The 14,212-nt window shown below is 68.6% G+C and carries 13 protein-coding genes; 4 read left to right on the forward strand and 9 right to left on the reverse strand.

The features are described from left to right. Window positions 1-4 precede the first annotated feature (4 nt). Window positions 5-916: a LysR family transcriptional regulator gene (locus JL37_RS16630; protein WP_043545434.1), complete on the forward strand. Its 912-nt coding sequence runs from the start codon at window positions 5-7 to the stop codon at window positions 914-916. Here the strand turns inward: JL37_RS16630 and JL37_RS16635 are convergent. The 4 genes from JL37_RS16635 to JL37_RS16650 form a co-directional block, all read right to left on the reverse strand. Further along, window positions 895-2,289: a GntP family permease gene (locus JL37_RS16635; RefSeq protein WP_043545435.1), complete on the reverse strand. Its 1,395-nt coding sequence runs from the start codon at window positions 2,287-2,289 to the stop codon at window positions 895-897. The two genes, JL37_RS16630 and JL37_RS16635, sit on opposite strands and share 22 nt — an antisense overlap. A 94-nt stretch (window positions 2,290-2,383) precedes the next feature. After that, window positions 2,384-3,193, reverse strand: a complete 810-nt coding sequence (locus tag JL37_RS16640) for an aminoglycoside phosphotransferase family protein (RefSeq protein ID WP_043545437.1) — start codon at window positions 3,191-3,193, stop codon at window positions 2,384-2,386. Between the two features lie 157 nt (window positions 3,194-3,350). After that, complete coding sequence (locus JL37_RS16645; protein ID WP_052097288.1) at window positions 3,351-4,598, reverse strand: MFS transporter; 1,248 nt, start codon at window positions 4,596-4,598, stop codon at window positions 3,351-3,353. Between the two features lie 8 nt (window positions 4,599-4,606). Beyond that, window positions 4,607-6,031 carry an amidase gene (locus JL37_RS16650; RefSeq protein WP_043545440.1) on the reverse strand — a complete coding sequence of 475 codons (1,425 nt, stop codon included), beginning with the start codon at window positions 6,029-6,031 and terminating at the stop codon, window positions 4,607-4,609. Between the two features lie 124 nt (window positions 6,032-6,155). Here JL37_RS16650 and JL37_RS16655 point away from each other — a divergent pair, with 124 nt between their 5' ends. Further along, window positions 6,156-7,052, forward strand: coding sequence for a LysR substrate-binding domain-containing protein (locus JL37_RS16655; protein ID WP_043545441.1), 897 nt, complete (start codon window positions 6,156-6,158; stop codon window positions 7,050-7,052). 4 nt (window positions 7,053-7,056) lie between these two features. On the opposite strand, the gene JL37_RS16660 is transcribed toward JL37_RS16655, so the two are convergent. The 5 genes from JL37_RS16660 to JL37_RS16680 form a co-directional block, all read right to left on the reverse strand. Further along, a complete protein-coding gene (locus JL37_RS16660; protein ID WP_043545443.1) occupies window positions 7,057-7,500 on the reverse strand; it encodes an NUDIX hydrolase in 444 nt (147 codons plus the stop codon). Window positions 7,501-7,595: 95 nt separating this feature from the next. Beyond that, on the reverse strand, window positions 7,596-8,825 hold the full coding sequence (locus JL37_RS16665) for an ABC transporter substrate-binding protein (RefSeq protein ID WP_231570364.1): 1,230 nt from the start codon (window positions 8,823-8,825) through the stop codon (window positions 7,596-7,598). A gap of 129 nt (window positions 8,826-8,954) precedes the next feature. Beyond that, window positions 8,955-9,698, reverse strand: coding sequence for a GntR family transcriptional regulator (locus JL37_RS16670; RefSeq protein WP_043545447.1), 744 nt, complete (start codon window positions 9,696-9,698; stop codon window positions 8,955-8,957). A gap of 2 nt (window positions 9,699-9,700) precedes the next feature. Continuing rightward, a complete protein-coding gene (locus JL37_RS16675) occupies window positions 9,701-11,311 on the reverse strand; it encodes an AMP-binding protein (protein WP_043545449.1) in 1,611 nt (536 codons plus the stop codon). Window positions 11,312-11,314: 3 nt separating this feature from the next. After that, the gene (locus JL37_RS16680) at window positions 11,315-12,355 is read right to left on the reverse strand and encodes a cyclase family protein (RefSeq protein WP_043545450.1); all 1,041 of its coding nucleotides are present in this window, start codon (window positions 12,353-12,355) and stop codon (window positions 11,315-11,317) included. Between the two features lie 136 nt (window positions 12,356-12,491). On the opposite strand from JL37_RS16680, the gene JL37_RS16685 reads away from it, so the two are divergent. Both JL37_RS16685 and JL37_RS16690 read left to right on the forward strand, forming a co-directional pair. Next, window positions 12,492-13,490 carry a tripartite tricarboxylate transporter substrate binding protein gene (locus JL37_RS16685; protein ID WP_043545451.1) on the forward strand — a complete coding sequence of 333 codons (999 nt, stop codon included), beginning with the start codon at window positions 12,492-12,494 and terminating at the stop codon, window positions 13,488-13,490. Continuing rightward, complete coding sequence (locus JL37_RS16690) at window positions 13,487-14,209, forward strand: SDR family NAD(P)-dependent oxidoreductase (RefSeq protein ID WP_043545453.1); 723 nt, start codon at window positions 13,487-13,489, stop codon at window positions 14,207-14,209. The genes JL37_RS16685 and JL37_RS16690 overlap by 4 nt, the downstream gene beginning before the upstream one ends. Window positions 14,210-14,212 lie beyond the last annotated feature (3 nt).

Genomic DNA, 14,212 nt, shown 5'->3' on the forward strand with positions numbered 1-14,212 from the left:
CACCATGGACCGTTTCCAGGAAATGCGGGTGTTCGTGCGCATCGCCGAGCGGGGCAGCTTTTCCAAGGCCGCCGAGGATCTGCAGATTCCCCGTCCCACGGTGACCAACCTGATCAAGAGGATGGAGGCGCGGCTGGGCGCCAGACTGCTTGAGCGCACCACTCGCCAGGTGCGGCTGACGCATGACGGCGAGGCCCACTATCGCCGTTGCGTCCGGCTGCTGGCGGACCTGGAAGAGGCCGACGGCGCATTCCTGGACACGGCGCCCAAGGGGCTGTTGCGCGTCAATGCGCAGGGCACGCTGGCCAGGTTCTTCGTGATGCCGGGCCTGCCCGGTTTCCTGGAGCGCTATCCCGACATCGTGCTGCACCTGGGCGAGGACGACCGCCTGGTGGACCTGGTGCGCGAAGGCGTGGATTGCGTGCTGCGCACGGGGGCCCTGCAGGACTCATCGCTGGTGGGGCGGCAGATCGCGCTGATGCCGCAGGTGACTGTCGCAAGCCCGGCCTACCTGGCGCGCCGTGGCGAGCCCAGGCGCCTGGAAGACCTGGAGGAACATTGCGCGGTGGACTACCTGTCCAGCGCGACGGGGCGCAGCCTGCCCCTGGATTTCATGGTGGAGGGGCGCAACGTGCAGGTCCGGCCGCGAGCCGTGGTCAGCGTCACGGGGGCCGAACTCTACACGGGCGCGGCGCTGGCGGGGCTGGGGCTGGTCCAGGTGCCGCGCTACCGCATCGAACGCGAACTGGCGGCAGGCGAACTCAGGATCGTGCTGCCCGCCATGCCGCCCGCGCCCATGCCCGTGTCGGTGCTGTACCCGCAGAACCGCCAGGTATCCGCCAGGCTGCGGGTCTTCACCCAATGGCTGGCGGAGGTGATCGCCCCCGCCTTCGCTCAAACGATCCCCGTGAGGTAGTACACGGCGATCGCCAGGAAGACCGACAAGGTGGAGATCATGGTGATGGCGAAGATATCGCCGTAGGACTGGCGGTGCGTAAGGCCGGTCACCGCCAGCAGGGTGATCACCGCACCGTTGTGGGGCAGCGTGTCCATGCCGCCGCTGGCCATGGCGGCGATCCGGTGCAGCACTTCCATCGGGATGCCCGCCGCGTTGGCGCTGTCGATGAAGGTCTGCGCCATGGCGGCCAGCGCGATGCTCATGCCGCCCGAGGCCGAGCCGGTGATGCCGGCCAATGACGTCACGGCCACCGCTTCGCCCACCAGCGGATCGGGAATGGCCTTGAGCGCGTCGGCCACCAGCAGGAAGCCCGGCAGCGCGGCGATGACGCCGCCGAAGCCGTATTCGGCCGCGGTGTTCATCGAGGCCAGCAAGGCGCCCGAGACGGCGCTCTTGCTGCCTTCGGCGAAGTGCGCCTTGATGGCCCGGAACGAGAACAGCAGGATGGTGACGATGCCCGCGATCAGCGCGCCCATGACCGCCCATAGGGCCACCTGGTCCTCGGCATTGGCGGGCAGCGGCTGGGGCAGGCCGGGCAGCGCCACTTCGGAACCGGCCGGGTACCAGCCCGGGATCGCGCGCGTCAGCAGGTAGTTGGCCACGCCCACCACGATCAGCGGCAGAAGCGCAACCAGCGGATGATGGTCGCGTTCGCCGGGCGGCGTGGCCGGTTCGTTGCGCAGGTCCGTGCCATAGGTCTCGCCGGCCGCCGCCGCGCGCTTGCGCCGCCATTCCAGATAGGAGATGCCGGCCGTCAGCGTGAAGGCCGCGCCGATCAGACCCAGCCAGGGCGCGGCCCAGGTGGTGGTCTCGAAGAACGTGGTGGGGATGATGTTCTGGATCTGCGGCGTGCCGGGCAGGGCGGTCATCGTGAACGTGAACGCGCCCAGGGCGATCGCGCCAGGCATCAGGCGCTTGGGAATGCCGCCCTGGCGGAACATCTCGGCAGCGAACGGATAGACCGCGAACACCACCACGAAGAGCGACACGCCGCCGTAGGTCAGCACCGCGCAGACCAGCACGATGGCCATGATGGCGCGTTCGGCGCCGATCAGCCTCAGCACCGCCTGCACGATGGCGCGTGAGAAACCGGACAGCTCGATCAGCTTGCCGAACACGGCGCCCAGCAGGAAGACGGGGAAGTAGAGCTTGGCGAACCCCGCCATGCGCTCCATGAAGATGCCCGAGAATACCGGCGCCAGCGCCGAAGGGTCCGTCAACAGCACGGCGCCCATCGCAGCGATGGGCGCGCACAGGATCACGCTATAGCCTCGATACGCCGCCAGCATCAGAAACGCCAGCGCCGCCACCACGATGAACAATCCGGTCATTCAGTGCTCCAGGAATGAAGAGATAAGGGGTGAGGGCCTACACCTTACCGCATGGAGCTTGCATTCTTGAGGGACGCGAAGTGCCCGCGGCAGGTCAGCGGTCCAGCAGCGCCTGGGCCTGCGCGGCGATGTCCAGGTCGATCGCGGCGTCGTCGCCGTCGTTCAGGAACCAGGCGGCCGACAGCCCGCACCAGGCCACCACCCATTGCAGCAGCCGGCGGCGGTCCAGGCCCGATTGTTCCACCACGATATCGAGCCTGCGCTCGAAGCAGCCGGGCGCGACGGCCACGGGGGGAACGGGGTCCGCCAGGTCGGGGTTGCAGAAGATGTTGGCGTAATCGAAAGCGCGTTCGCCGTAGAGGCGCTTGGGGTCGATGACCAGCCAGCCGCGCTCGCCGAAGTCCAGGATATTGTCGTGGTGCACGTCGCCATGCAGCACCGCCAGGTCCCGTTCGCTGTCGAGCAGGGCGCGGGCGTGGCGGGCGCTGTGCGCCAGGATGCCGCCATGGGCCCGGGCGGTGGGCCACAGGTCCACGAACCACTCTTCCAGCGGGCGCAGCGCCGGCAAGGGCCTGGCGCGCGGCGCGTGCAGTTCCTTCAACACGTCGCAGATGATGCGCGTGGCTTCGTCGTCGCGGCCATTGCGGGCATAGCCGGCCAGCGATCGCGCGCCCGTGGCCCGCTCCAGCAGGATGGCGTCGTCGTCGTGGGCCAGCACGCGCGCCGCGCCGTGGCCGTCCCACCAGCGCATCAGCACGCCGCCTTGCTTTTCGTCCTCTTCGTGGGAGACCTTGAGCATGGCGGGCTGGCCCTCATGCCGCACCGGAAGCAGCCGCGCCGCGTGGGTGACGATGGGGGCGCCGTCGGGCGTCAGCTTCCAGCGGGAGAGGTAGGTATCGAACATGGGCGTGTCGGCGGGGTTCCGGATGCGGGCGATCGGCGTCGGCGGGGATGCAATGTGCCTTGATGATAGTCTTGCGCTTACGTGAATGCGGAATTTGTCCTCCAACTCATCCAATCTTCGTTTTCAGAAAAGTGTTCGACCTCGACGCGGTGCTGGCCTAGCCGGAGCGGCACGGCAGTAGCCAGGTGACCGCCGCCGCTACCGCATTGCCCGCCGCGCTGGCGATGATGGGCAGCAGATAGGACCCGCTGAGGTCGTACGCATGGCCCGCCGCCACCGGGCCGATCAGCGTGCCGAACGCCACGCTGGTGTAGAGCGCGCCGATGATGCCGCTGACGTGGCGTCCGCCGAAGTAATCCATGACCACCGCTGGCATCAGCGCCACCCAGCCGCCGTAGAACGCGCCGAAGACCAGGGCGAACAGCGCCAGCGTCCAGAACTGGCCGCAGACGACCCAAAGCGCGAGCGACGCGGCCATGCCGGCATACATCGTGGCGAGCGAGACGCGCCGGCCCAGGCGGTCGGCCAGCGTGCCCAGCAGGAACCGGCCCGCCGTGCTGCCCACGCCGACCATGCCCAGCAACAGCACGGCCGGTCCCGGAGCGATGCCATGATCCAGCGCGTACGGGATGAGATGCACGAAGGGCACGAAGACGCCGAAGGCGCCGGCCATGCTCGCCAGGTATAGCAGGACGAAAACCTTGCTGCGGATTGCGGCGAGCACGGGCACGCCGCCTGGCTCGGATGCCGGCGCTGCGCGGGCGGCGGGCGCGGCGTCGCCGTCGGGTTGCTGTCCGAGCTCTTGCGGGGAGTTTTCGACCCAGCGCGCCGCGGCGCAGCCCAGGAGCGCCACCGCGGCGGCCAGCGCCATATAGGCGGCGCGCCAGCCCCACAGGTCGATCAACGCGGAAGCGAGCGGCGGCACCAGCAGCGTGCCCACGCCGATGCCGCTGACCGCCAGCCCCGATGCCAGTCCGCGCCGACGCAGGAACCAGCGCTGCACCGCGCCTACGACAGGTACGTAGGCGCAACCCACGCCCAGTCCGACGCCCAGGCCGTAGGCCACGTAGATCTGCGCCATGCTCTGCGCCGCGCTGGCAAGCGCCAGGCCCAGGGCCAACAGCAGCATGCCTATCCAGGCCATGCGGCGCGAGCCGTAGCGGTCTGCCAGCGGGCCACTGACCACGCCGAAACCGAAGTAGAGGAAGCCCGCCAGCGAGAATACCAGCGATACCGCTCCACGCGTGGCGGAGAAGTCGCGCTGCAAGGCGTCGACGAATGCGCTGAATGAGTAGGCGCTGCCGAAGCCCAGAAAAGTGATGGCGAAGGCCGCGGTCACCACCCGCCAGCCGCGGAAGACCCGGCCGGCGGAGAGCGGTGCGCCGGGTTGCGCATGCATCCTCATCGTTGGCCTCACAACGCCGGCCGGCGCAGGTGCCAGCTTGTCGCCGACTGGAACGCGGCGCCCAGCCGGAACAGCACAGGCTCGCCCAGATGCGCCGCCACCAGTTGCAGGCCCATCGGCATACCGGCTTCGCACTGGCCGGCGGGCAGCGTCAGGCAGGGATGGCCTGTCATATCGAACACGCAGGTATAGCGCTGCAAGGCTTCGACCAGCCCGGGCTGCGAGCCGAGCACGCTGACGGCGCGCAGAGTGAGCGGAGGCATGGGCTGTACCGGTGTCAGCAGCGCGTCGATGTCGGTGAACACGGCGTCGACCCAGCCGCGCAGGGCCATGCGGCGCAACAGGATGCTCTGGTAGGTCAGGCCCGACAGCGCGCGGCCGGCTTCGATCACCCCTGCAAGCACCGGTCCGTATTCCTGTTTCCTCGAGGGATAGGTGGAGGCGTGCGCGACCGCGGCTTCCACGGCGCAGAGAGGCGCCCAGTCGCGCACCGCCTGTGCCGCGCTCTCTGACGGGAAGCGCAGGGGCACCAGGGTCGCGCCCAACTGTTCGAAAACCTGCATCGCGGCCTCCATCATGCGCTGAGTTTGCGGATCCACGTCCCCGGTGTTCCAGTCCGGATCCACGCCGATCCGCAGGCCGTCAACCGGGGCTCCGGTCTCCGTGGCGTAGCGCGGCACGGGCGCGTGCAGCGCGGTCGGATCCATTACGTCGGGTCCCGCGATCGCTTCCAGCAGCGCCGCAGCGTCGGCCGCACTGCGCGCGATGACGCCGGCGTGGTCCAGCGAGGCCGCCAGTTCGAACACGCCGTGGCGGCTGACACGGCCCCATGTCGGCTTGATGCCGGTCAGCCCGGTGGCGGCGCAGGGCCAGCGGATGGAGCCGCCGGTATCCGAGGCCGTCGCACCGAAGCACAGGCCGGCGGCCGTCGCCACCGCCGATCCGCTGGAAGAGATGCCGGTCCAGTAATCCGCGTTCCAGGGGTTGAGCGGCGGCGCGACGTCGGGGTGATGGTCGGAGTACGCGCCTTCGGTCATTTGCAGTTGCCCCAGCAGCACGGCGCCCGCATCGCACAGGCGGTTGGCTACCGTAGCGTCATGGTCGGCGGGTGTTCCGCGGTGGATCGCGGTGCCTGCGGCCGTCGGCACGCCCTTGCGCCGGAACAGGTCCTTCAGCGCGATGGGGACGCCATGCAGGGGACCCCGGTAGCGTCCCTGGCGTATCTCGTTTTCCGCTGCCTGCGCTTGCTGCAGCGCGGAGTCCGCGGTCACATGGGCATAGCTGCGCAGGTCGCCGTCCAGGGTCTCGATGCGCCGCAGTTGCGCGCGCGCGATCTCTACCGGCGAGACCTCGCCCGATCGGATCAGGGCGGCCAACGTCAGCAGGTCGAGTTGGTGGAGGTCGGTTGCCTGGATATTTTCCGTATAGTTCATCTATTCTTTATCCATCATGTTTTCGTCACGCGGCTGGCCAAATTAATATTTGATAGACGCGCCGACAAGCTATGATTTCTATTCAATTTAAATTAGAAAAACTAAATTATTAATTTCTTCGGATATGGCCATTCCGCGACTGCCTCCGCTCAACGCGCTGCGTGCCTTCGAGGCCGCGGCCCGCCATCTGTCCGTGAAGGGCGCTGCGCAGGAACTGTGCGTGACGCCCGGCGCGGTCAGCCAGATGATCAAGTCGTTGGAGCAGCATCTGGGCGTAGCGCTGTTTCTGCGCGTGAACCGCGGCATCCAACTGACGGATGCCGGCCGTGGCTTTCTGCCGCCGGTGCGCAACGCCTTCCGCCAGATCCTGGCCGCGTCCGCCCGCATCGCCCTGCCGCCCGAGAGCCGGGTGCTCACGGTCAGCACTACCGCGTTCTTCGCGTCGGCCTGGCTGATCCCCAGGTTGCATGATTTCCATGCCCGCCATCCGGAGATCGACCTGCAGATCGTCACCAGCAACGCGCTGGCGACTTTCGGCCGGGGCGGCGCGGACATCGCCATCCGCCACGGACTGGGCCATTATGCGGGGCTGCAAAGCGAGCACCTGCTGACCGTGGAAGTCGTGCCGGTGGCGTCGGCCGCGCTCGCGGCGAAGCTGGGAATGCCGGCCGACGCGCGGGAATTGCTGCGTTGGCCGCGCGTGCACGATGAAGCGCGCAACGGCTGGCAGTTGTGGTTGGCGGCGCAGGGCGTGGAGGACGCGGATACGCCGAGAGGGCCCGCCTTCGATGATGGCGGCCTGCTGCTGCAGGCCGTTCTTGCGGGCCAGGGCGCGGGCCTGTTGCCCGCGGCGATGGTGCAGGATGAAGTGGCAGCCGGACGTCTGGTCCGGCTCGCGGGCAACGCCTGGCTGGAGGAGTTTGGCTACTACCTGGTATGGCCAGGCAGGGTCGGCTTGCAGGAGAAGGCGCGGGTGTTCCGGGATTGGCTGCTGGGAAGCGGCTTGGGAGCGCCTGCCTGAAGCGTTACGGCGCGGCGCACGACAGGGCCGCCGCCTTGCGCGCCAGTTCGGCCACGCCGAAGCTGGTCGCCAGGGAGTGCCCGTCCAGCGCTTCCAGCGGCACCCAGCGGGCTTCGGCGGCGTCGTCGCCCGCGACCGGCTCGCCGGACTGCCAACGGCACAGCACCGCGATCAGGATGTAGTGGCGGCGCAGCGCGCCCGCGTCGTCGCGGTCGAAGACGTCTACGGCGTCGAACACCTGCAAAGGCTCGGCGCGCACCCCCGTTTCCTCCAGCAGTTCGCGCGCCGTGGCGGCTTCGAAGCGCTCGCCCGCGTCGATCTTGCCGCCCGGGAAGGCCCAGCGGCCCGCGTCGGGCGGATTGGCGCGGCGCACCAGCAGCACGTGGCCATCGCGGACCACGGCGGCGATCGTTGCGGGAATGGGGCGCTGCGGTTGAGAAGTGGACATGCGTGTCTCCGAGTGGGCAGCCTCTAGCGTACGCCATGATGCGCGGCACAGGCGGCGCCCCGGGGGCCCGGGCGGCGTCCGCCCGGGCTTGCGCGCTACTTCTTCACCAGCGGGCAGGTGGACTTGGACAGCGGCATGAAGGCCTGGTCGCCCGGCAGGGTGGCTACCAGTTTGTAGTAGTCCCAGGGCCGCTTGGATTCGGACGGCTGCTTGACCTCGAACAGGTACATATCGTGGACCATCCGGCCGTCTTCGCGGATGCGGCCGTTGGTGGCGAAGAAGTCGTTGATCGGCGTGGCCTTCATTTGTTTCATCACGGCGGCGGGTTCATCCGTGCCCGCGGCCTGCACGGCCTTCAGGTAGTGCATCACGGACGAATAGGTGCCGGCCTGGCTCATATTGGGCATTTTCTTGAGCTTGTCGTAGTAGCGCTGCGACCAGGCGCGGGTCTGGTCGTTCATGTCCCAGTAGAAGGCTTCGGTCAGGGTCAGGCCCGCGGCGGCTTCCAGGCCGATGGCGTGGATGTCGTTGATGTACAGGAGCAGCCCGGCCATTTTCTGGCCGCCTTTGGTCAGGCCGAATTCGCTGGCGGCCTTGATGGCGTTGACGGTGTCGCCGCCCGCGTTGGCCAGGCCCACGATCTGCGCCCGGCTGGCCTGGGCCTGCAGCAGGTACGAGGCGAAGTCGCTGGAGCCCAGGGGGTGGCGGGATGCGCCCAGCACCGTGCCGCCGTTGGCTTTCACCACGTCTGTCGCCGACGCTTGCAGCGTGTGGCCGAACGCGTAGTCGGCCGTCAGGAAGTACCAGCTCTTGCCGCCTTGCTCGACGGTGGCGCGCGCGGTGGTGTTGGCCAGCGACCAGGTGTCGTACGTGTAATGCACGGAATAGGGCGAGCACAGGTCGTTGGTGATGCGTTCGGTGCCGGGGCCGCTGAAGACCACGATCTTCTTCTTTTCCCGGGCAACCTCCAGCACGGCGAGGGCGGGAGCGGACCCCGCCACGTCCATGATGGCGTCGACCTGCCGGGTGTCGTACCACTCGCGCGCCTTGGCGGCGGCGATGTCGGCCTTGTTCTGGTGGTCCACCACCATCAGGTCTATCTTCTTGCCCAGCACCTTGCCGCCGAAATCGGCGATGGCCATTTCGGCGGCGGTGGCGCTGCCTTTGCCGGTCACGTCGGCATAGATGCCGCTCATGTCCAGGATCAGGCCCAGGCGGACCACGTCGTCGGAGATCGCCGCGGGCTGCGCCGGCGCTGCGTTGGCTGCGGCGGCGAGGGTGGCGGCGGACAAGAGGGCAAGCGTGCTGCGCAACTGCAGGGACATCCGGGGTGTTCCGGGGCATTTCATGGCGGGTCTCCTTTTTTGCCGGATCTTTTCGGATACTGCGGGAGGCGCCTCGGGGCTTGCTGCGGCGCTCTGTTATCGGGGAAAACGGGCGGGGCGTAGCGCGCTTCAGCGCTCGGTCAGCAGGTCGAACTCCATCCGCACCTTGCGGAAGGGAAATTCCAGCCGCGCGAAATACACCACGCGGCCGTCGATGCAGGCATAGCGGCGCAATTCGGCAACCGGCGACGACACGGGAATCTGCAGGGACTCGGCGGACTCCTGCCCCGCCTCGATCACATTGAGTACCTGGCGGGCTTCGCTGATGCGCGCGCCGTAGAACTGGTCCAGGACCGGCGCCACGGTGCTTTTCTGGATGCGCGCCCGGTGCTTGCGGAACAGCCCGCTGTCGAGGAAGACCTCGCTATAGCAGAACGGGCCGGCGTCCGTGGTGTGCACGCGGCGCAGGTATTGGAAGCTGCCGCTGCGGTCGGCGGCGCAAGGCATGCCCAGCGTGTCGGGCAGCGGCGAATCGGCGCTGGACTCCACCAGCGAAACCGTGCCCAGCTGGTTGCTCAGTTCGACGGTTTCCGCCCAGGTCTTGGGGATCAGCAGGGTGGGGGTTTCCGGCAGTTCGGCGTTGACGAAGGTGCCCGAGCCGCGCGAGCGCCGGATCAGGCCGTCCTCTTCGAGCAGGCCGAACGCCTGGCGGATAGTGGCTCGTGAGATGCCGTAGGTTTCCATCAGGGATTCCAGCGGCGGGATCTGCTGGCCGGGCCGCCAGGTACGGTTCTGGATATGGCTGCGGAACAGCGCCGCCGCCTGCAGGTAGAGCGGCTGTGGGCTGTGCGAGAAAAGCTTGCGGGCGGACATGGTCAGGGCGAGGACGGTGTGGCGGCCTGGGCGAGGGCGGCGTCCGCCATCTCGCGCAGCCGGTGTTTCTGGATCTTGACCGAGTTGGCGCTTTCCACCGAGGGAAAGGCGTCCAGCACGCTGAAGCCCGCGGGCACCTTGAAGCCGGCCATCGCGGCCTTGCAGGCCGCGGTCCAGCCCGTGGGATCGGCCTGGGCGTCTTCGTGCAGCAGCACGAAGGCGTAGGGCACGACCTTGCCGGCGCGGGTGGCGCCCACGACCTGGCAGGCGCGCACGCCGGGCAGGGTTTCGACCACCTGCTCGATTTCCACGGGATTGACGAGAAAGCCGGACAGGCGCAGCGAATCGCCGATGCGCGTCTGGAACACGAACTGGCGCGGGGTCAGCGTATAGCCGAGGTCGCCCGTCTTGAAATAGCCGTCGGCGGTAATGGCGCCGCGGGTGGCTTCCGGGTTGTCCAGGTAGCCCTGCATCAGGCTGGGGGACAGGATTTCGATTTCGCCGGACTGGCCGTGGGGCAGGACCTGGCCGGTGGCCGGGTCGCGCGCCCGCACGCGGGCGTCGGGGTAGATCAGGGTGCCGCCGGGCAGGTGGCGGGCCGACACGTCGCCTTCGGCCGGGTCGCGGGGCTGGCCGGCAACCAGCGCCACCAGCTCGCTGGACCCGTACAGGCCGGTAAGCGGCACGCCGGCCTCCCGGGCGAGGTCGAGCATGTGGTCCAGCGCGGGCGTGAAGCTGGCGAAGCCGAACAGCCGGACGGAAGCGAAATCGCCCGGCGCGGCGGCCTGCATCATTCCGACCAGCGCTTCATTGTTGGCGTAGGTATGCGTGACCGCGTAGCGGCGCACTGCGGCAGCGGACTGCGCCGCATTGAAGACGGGCGCGCAGACCACGGGCGCGCCCTGCGCCAGGCCGCCCACCAGCGTGGCGAAGCCGAAGGCGCCGCAGAACGGCGCGCTGGCCAGCACGCAGCTGTGGGCGTCGTAGCCATAGGCGCCCGCCACCGCCGCGCCGTGGCGCAGCAGCGTGCGCTGGTCGTGCAGCACGAACTTGGGCTTGGAGGTGGTTCCGGAGGTGGTAAAGCACAGCACGCCGGCGTTGTCCTGGGCGGCAGGCGTGGGATCGGGGCAGGCCAGCAGGTCCGCATAGCGGTGCACCGGCTTGCCGTGGACTTCCGGGGATTCGTCCGCCTCGGCCAGCGCGATCACGCCCTGCAGCCGGGCCAGGTGTTCGGGCGCGACGCCGTCCAGGATGCCCTGGAAGTCGATGCCCTTGAATCCAGGCCAGAACACCAGCCAGTCGGCCTGGCCGCGGCCCAGGATATCGGCCACTTCCAGCGCGCGAAAGCGCGTGTTGACCGCCAGCACCAGCGCGCCCAGGTGCGCGCAGGCTAGGAAAGATTCCACCCAGGCCGCGCAATTGGGCAGCCAGACCGCCACGCGCTGCCCCGGCCGCACGCCGATATGCGCGAGCCCGGCGGCCAGCGCGCGGCTTTGCGCTCGCAGCGCCGATGCGCCGATCGGGCGGTCCTGGTCGATCAGCAGGGGAGCGTCCGGCTGGCGCGCCGCGAGTGCGTCGAGGTGTTCGGAGAAGGTCGAATACGGGAGCTGCATGGCTTACACCGTGGCGATCGGCGTCACGGGGGAGCCCACCGCGCCGGGCATCCGCAGAGGCGGCGCGGTCAGCAGGAAGCGGTTGCGGCCCTGCGCGTGTAGCCACTCGGCCAGGTCTTTCAGGTACCAGAGCTCGGCCAGCGGCACGCCCAGCTTGAACAGGCAATGGTGATGAAGCGGCAGGATGGAATGGCCGGGCCCCGAGGCGCGCGCCGGATACGCCTCGACCGCATAGTTGTCGGCGCAGATGGCGGCGATGCCGGAGCGCGTGATCCAGTCCAGCAGCGCCGGGTCGGACCCGTCCAGCACGGCGCCGGTCTGCTCCAGCTTGTGCGGATCGGGCTGGCCGTTCATGGCCACGACGGCTTCGGCGAAGCCGGTGCGCAGCACCAGCATGTCGCCGGTCTCGACAGACACGTTCTGCGCCTGCATGGCCGACTGCAATGCGGCATGGTCCACGACCGTGCGGCCGGGGCCGAACGCGCGTTCCAGGTCCACCAGGACGCCCCGGCCCTGCATGCCTTTCTCCGCATAGCGACTGACGCTGAGCTTGCGCGCGTACGAGCCGCCCGGCGGGCAGCAGGCGTCGGCAGAGGTATCGGGGTCGGCTCCGCCGAATACGTCCACGCCGGCCGCGTAGCCGTTGTAGTAGACGCGGCGGGCCTCGCCGTCGCCCTGGATGTCGAACATCGCGCCCACGTGGCACAGGCCGTCCCATTGCGTCGAGTACTGCATGGACAGGGTGACCTGGTCGTCGGACAGCACGTCTACCGCATCGGGCTGCACCTGGGACATCTGGAAGTTCAGGTAGGGCGTGCCTTCGCGAAACGTGGGCTTGAGCGTGGGCGCGTGCCGGCGCGGATTCAGCACGTTGCCGCCGGGCAGGTTCAGCGGCAGCGACAGGCAGAACACCTTGCCCGCCTGAACCTCGCGCACCGCCTGCAGCACTTTTTCCTCGGTCAGCAGGTTCAGGCGGCCGATCTCGTCGTCCGCGCCGAAGTCGCCCCAGGTCGATCCTTCCGGGCGTTGGGTCCAGCGTTTCATCTGCTTGTCTCCTGTCGGTTTTCTATGTTCTTATTAATATAGTACGTATTTACGTACTTTAAAAAGAAACCCAAAAGAAACCCAAAAGAAACCCAAAAGAAATCCGCAAGCAGCGGATTCGGTAGGAGACAAAACCATGACGCAATCCCTGCATCCGCGCGCCGCATGGCGCCGCGGCCTCGCAGTCGCGGCGCTGGCCGTGCTGGCGCTGCCTGCGGCCCACGCCGCTGGCTACCCCGACCATCCCGTCACCGTCGTCGTGCCGTATCCGCCCGGAGGCGGGGCGGACATCTTCGGCCGCGCCATCGCCCACGCGCTGGAGCCGGGCCTGAAGCAGACCGTGCTGGTCGAGAATAAGCCGGGCGCGGGCGGCAACATCGGCATGGCCTATGTGGCCCGCGCCAAGGCGGACGGCTATACGCTGGGCCTGGGCACCATCGGCACCCAGACCATCAACCAGTTCCTTTACAAGAACATGGCGTTCGATCCCGAGCGCGACCTGGTGCCCATCGCGCTGGTGTCGACGACGCCGAACGTGATCGCCGTCAGCGCCAAGTCGCCCTATAAGACGGTGGCCGACGTGATCAAGGCGGCCAAGCAATCCAAGGACAAGAAGCTGACCTATGCCTCGCCCGGCGTCGGCTCGTCGGTGCACCTGACCGGCGCGTATTTCGAGGCCATGGCCGGCGTGACGATGCTGCACGTGCCGTTCAAGGGCACGTCCGCGTCGCTGCCGGCCGTGGCCGGCGGGCAGGTCGACCTGCTGTTCGACAACCTGCCCGGGTCGCTGGCGCAGATCAAGGACGGGAACCTGGTGCGCGGCGTAGCCGTGACCTCATCCACCCGCGACCCGTCGGTGCCCGACCTCCCGACCGTCGCGGAATCGGGCCTGCCCGGCTTCGACGTCACGGCCTGGTTCGCGCTGTACGCCCCGCGCGATACGCCGGAACCTGTGGTCAAGCAACTGATCGAGGCGGCGCGCAGCGGCCTGCAAAGCCAGGCCATCGCGAAGAACTTCGCCGGCATGGGAGCCAAGCCCGGCACGCTGTTTGGCGCGGACCTGGCCGCCTTCGAAAGCCAGGAACGCAAGAAGTGGGGCGGACTCATCAAGGACAAGGGGATCACCGCGCAATGAACAATCCCATCGCACTGGTCACCGGCGGCAGCCGGGGCATCGGCCGCGCCATCGTCGCGCGCCTGATCGAGGACGGCTACCAGGTCGTCAACTTCAGCCGCGGGGCGCCCGAGGCGCTGCTGCCCGGCGAAACGTTCCGCTCGGTGGACCTGGGCGACGCGGCGGCGACCATCGCCGCCGCGCGGGAACTGGCGGCCGAGCGCTCCGTGCTGCATTTGGTCAACAATGCGGGCATGATCCAGGTCGCCAACCTGGAGGACGTGACGCAGGAGCAGATGGCCCGGACGATGGCGCTGAACGTCACGGCGCCGCTGCTGCTCATGCAGGCGCTGCTGCCCGGCATGCGGGCGGCGCGCTACGGACGGGTGGTGAACATCGGCAGCCGCGCGGGCCTGGGCAAGGGCGGGCGCACGGTCTATGGCGCCTCCAAGGCGGGGCTGGCGGGCATGACACGGACCTGGGCGCTGGAACTGGCGGCCGACGGGATCACGGTGAACACCGTGGCGCCGGGGCCGGTGGCCACCGAGCTGTTCAAGCAGTCGAATCCGCCCGGCGCACCCAAGACCCTGGCGCTGGAAGCCTCGATCCCGGTGGGCCGGGTGGGTCTGCCGGAAGAGGTGGCCCATGCGGTCGCCATGTTCCTGGATCCGCGGGCGGGCTTCACCACCGGGCAGCTGCTGTACGTATGCGGCGGCGTCTCGGTGGGCCTGGCGGGTTAGCGC

This window comes from Achromobacter sp. RTa (genome assembly GCF_000757485.1).
Taxonomy (GTDB): Bacteria; Pseudomonadota; Gammaproteobacteria; order Burkholderiales; family Burkholderiaceae_B; genus Achromobacter.

Bases quoted from the DNA above. Each gene is read 5' to 3' on its own strand.
- JL37_RS16630 (WP_043545434.1), top strand. From the start codon at position 5: ATGGACCGTTTCCAGGAAATGCGGGTGTTCGTGCGCATCGCCGAGCGG.
- JL37_RS16635 (WP_043545435.1), bottom strand. From the start codon at position 2,289: ATGACCGGATTGTTCATCGTGGTGGCGGCGCTGGCGTTTCTGATGCTG.
- JL37_RS16640 (WP_043545437.1), bottom strand. From the start codon at position 3,193: ATGTTCGATACCTACCTCTCCCGCTGGAAGCTGACGCCCGACGGCGCC.
- JL37_RS16645 (WP_052097288.1), bottom strand. From the start codon at position 4,598: ATGAGGATGCATGCGCAACCCGGCGCACCGCTCTCCGCCGGCCGGGTC.
- JL37_RS16650 (WP_043545440.1), bottom strand. From the start codon at position 6,031: ATGAACTATACGGAAAATATCCAGGCAACCGACCTCCACCAACTCGAC.
- JL37_RS16655 (WP_043545441.1), top strand. From the start codon at position 6,156: ATGGCCATTCCGCGACTGCCTCCGCTCAACGCGCTGCGTGCCTTCGAG.
- JL37_RS16660 (WP_043545443.1), bottom strand. From the start codon at position 7,500: ATGTCCACTTCTCAACCGCAGCGCCCCATTCCCGCAACGATCGCCGCC.
- JL37_RS16665 (WP_231570364.1), bottom strand. From the start codon at position 8,825: ATGTCCCTGCAGTTGCGCAGCACGCTTGCCCTCTTGTCCGCCGCCACC.
- JL37_RS16670 (WP_043545447.1), bottom strand. From the start codon at position 9,698: ATGTCCGCCCGCAAGCTTTTCTCGCACAGCCCACAGCCGCTCTACCTG.
- JL37_RS16675 (WP_043545449.1), bottom strand. From the start codon at position 11,311: ATGCAGCTCCCGTATTCGACCTTCTCCGAACACCTCGACGCACTCGCG.
- JL37_RS16680 (WP_043545450.1), bottom strand. From the start codon at position 12,355: ATGAAACGCTGGACCCAACGCCCGGAAGGATCGACCTGGGGCGACTTC.
- JL37_RS16685 (WP_043545451.1), top strand. From the start codon at position 12,492: ATGACGCAATCCCTGCATCCGCGCGCCGCATGGCGCCGCGGCCTCGCA.
- JL37_RS16690 (WP_043545453.1), top strand. From the start codon at position 13,487: ATGAACAATCCCATCGCACTGGTCACCGGCGGCAGCCGGGGCATCGGC.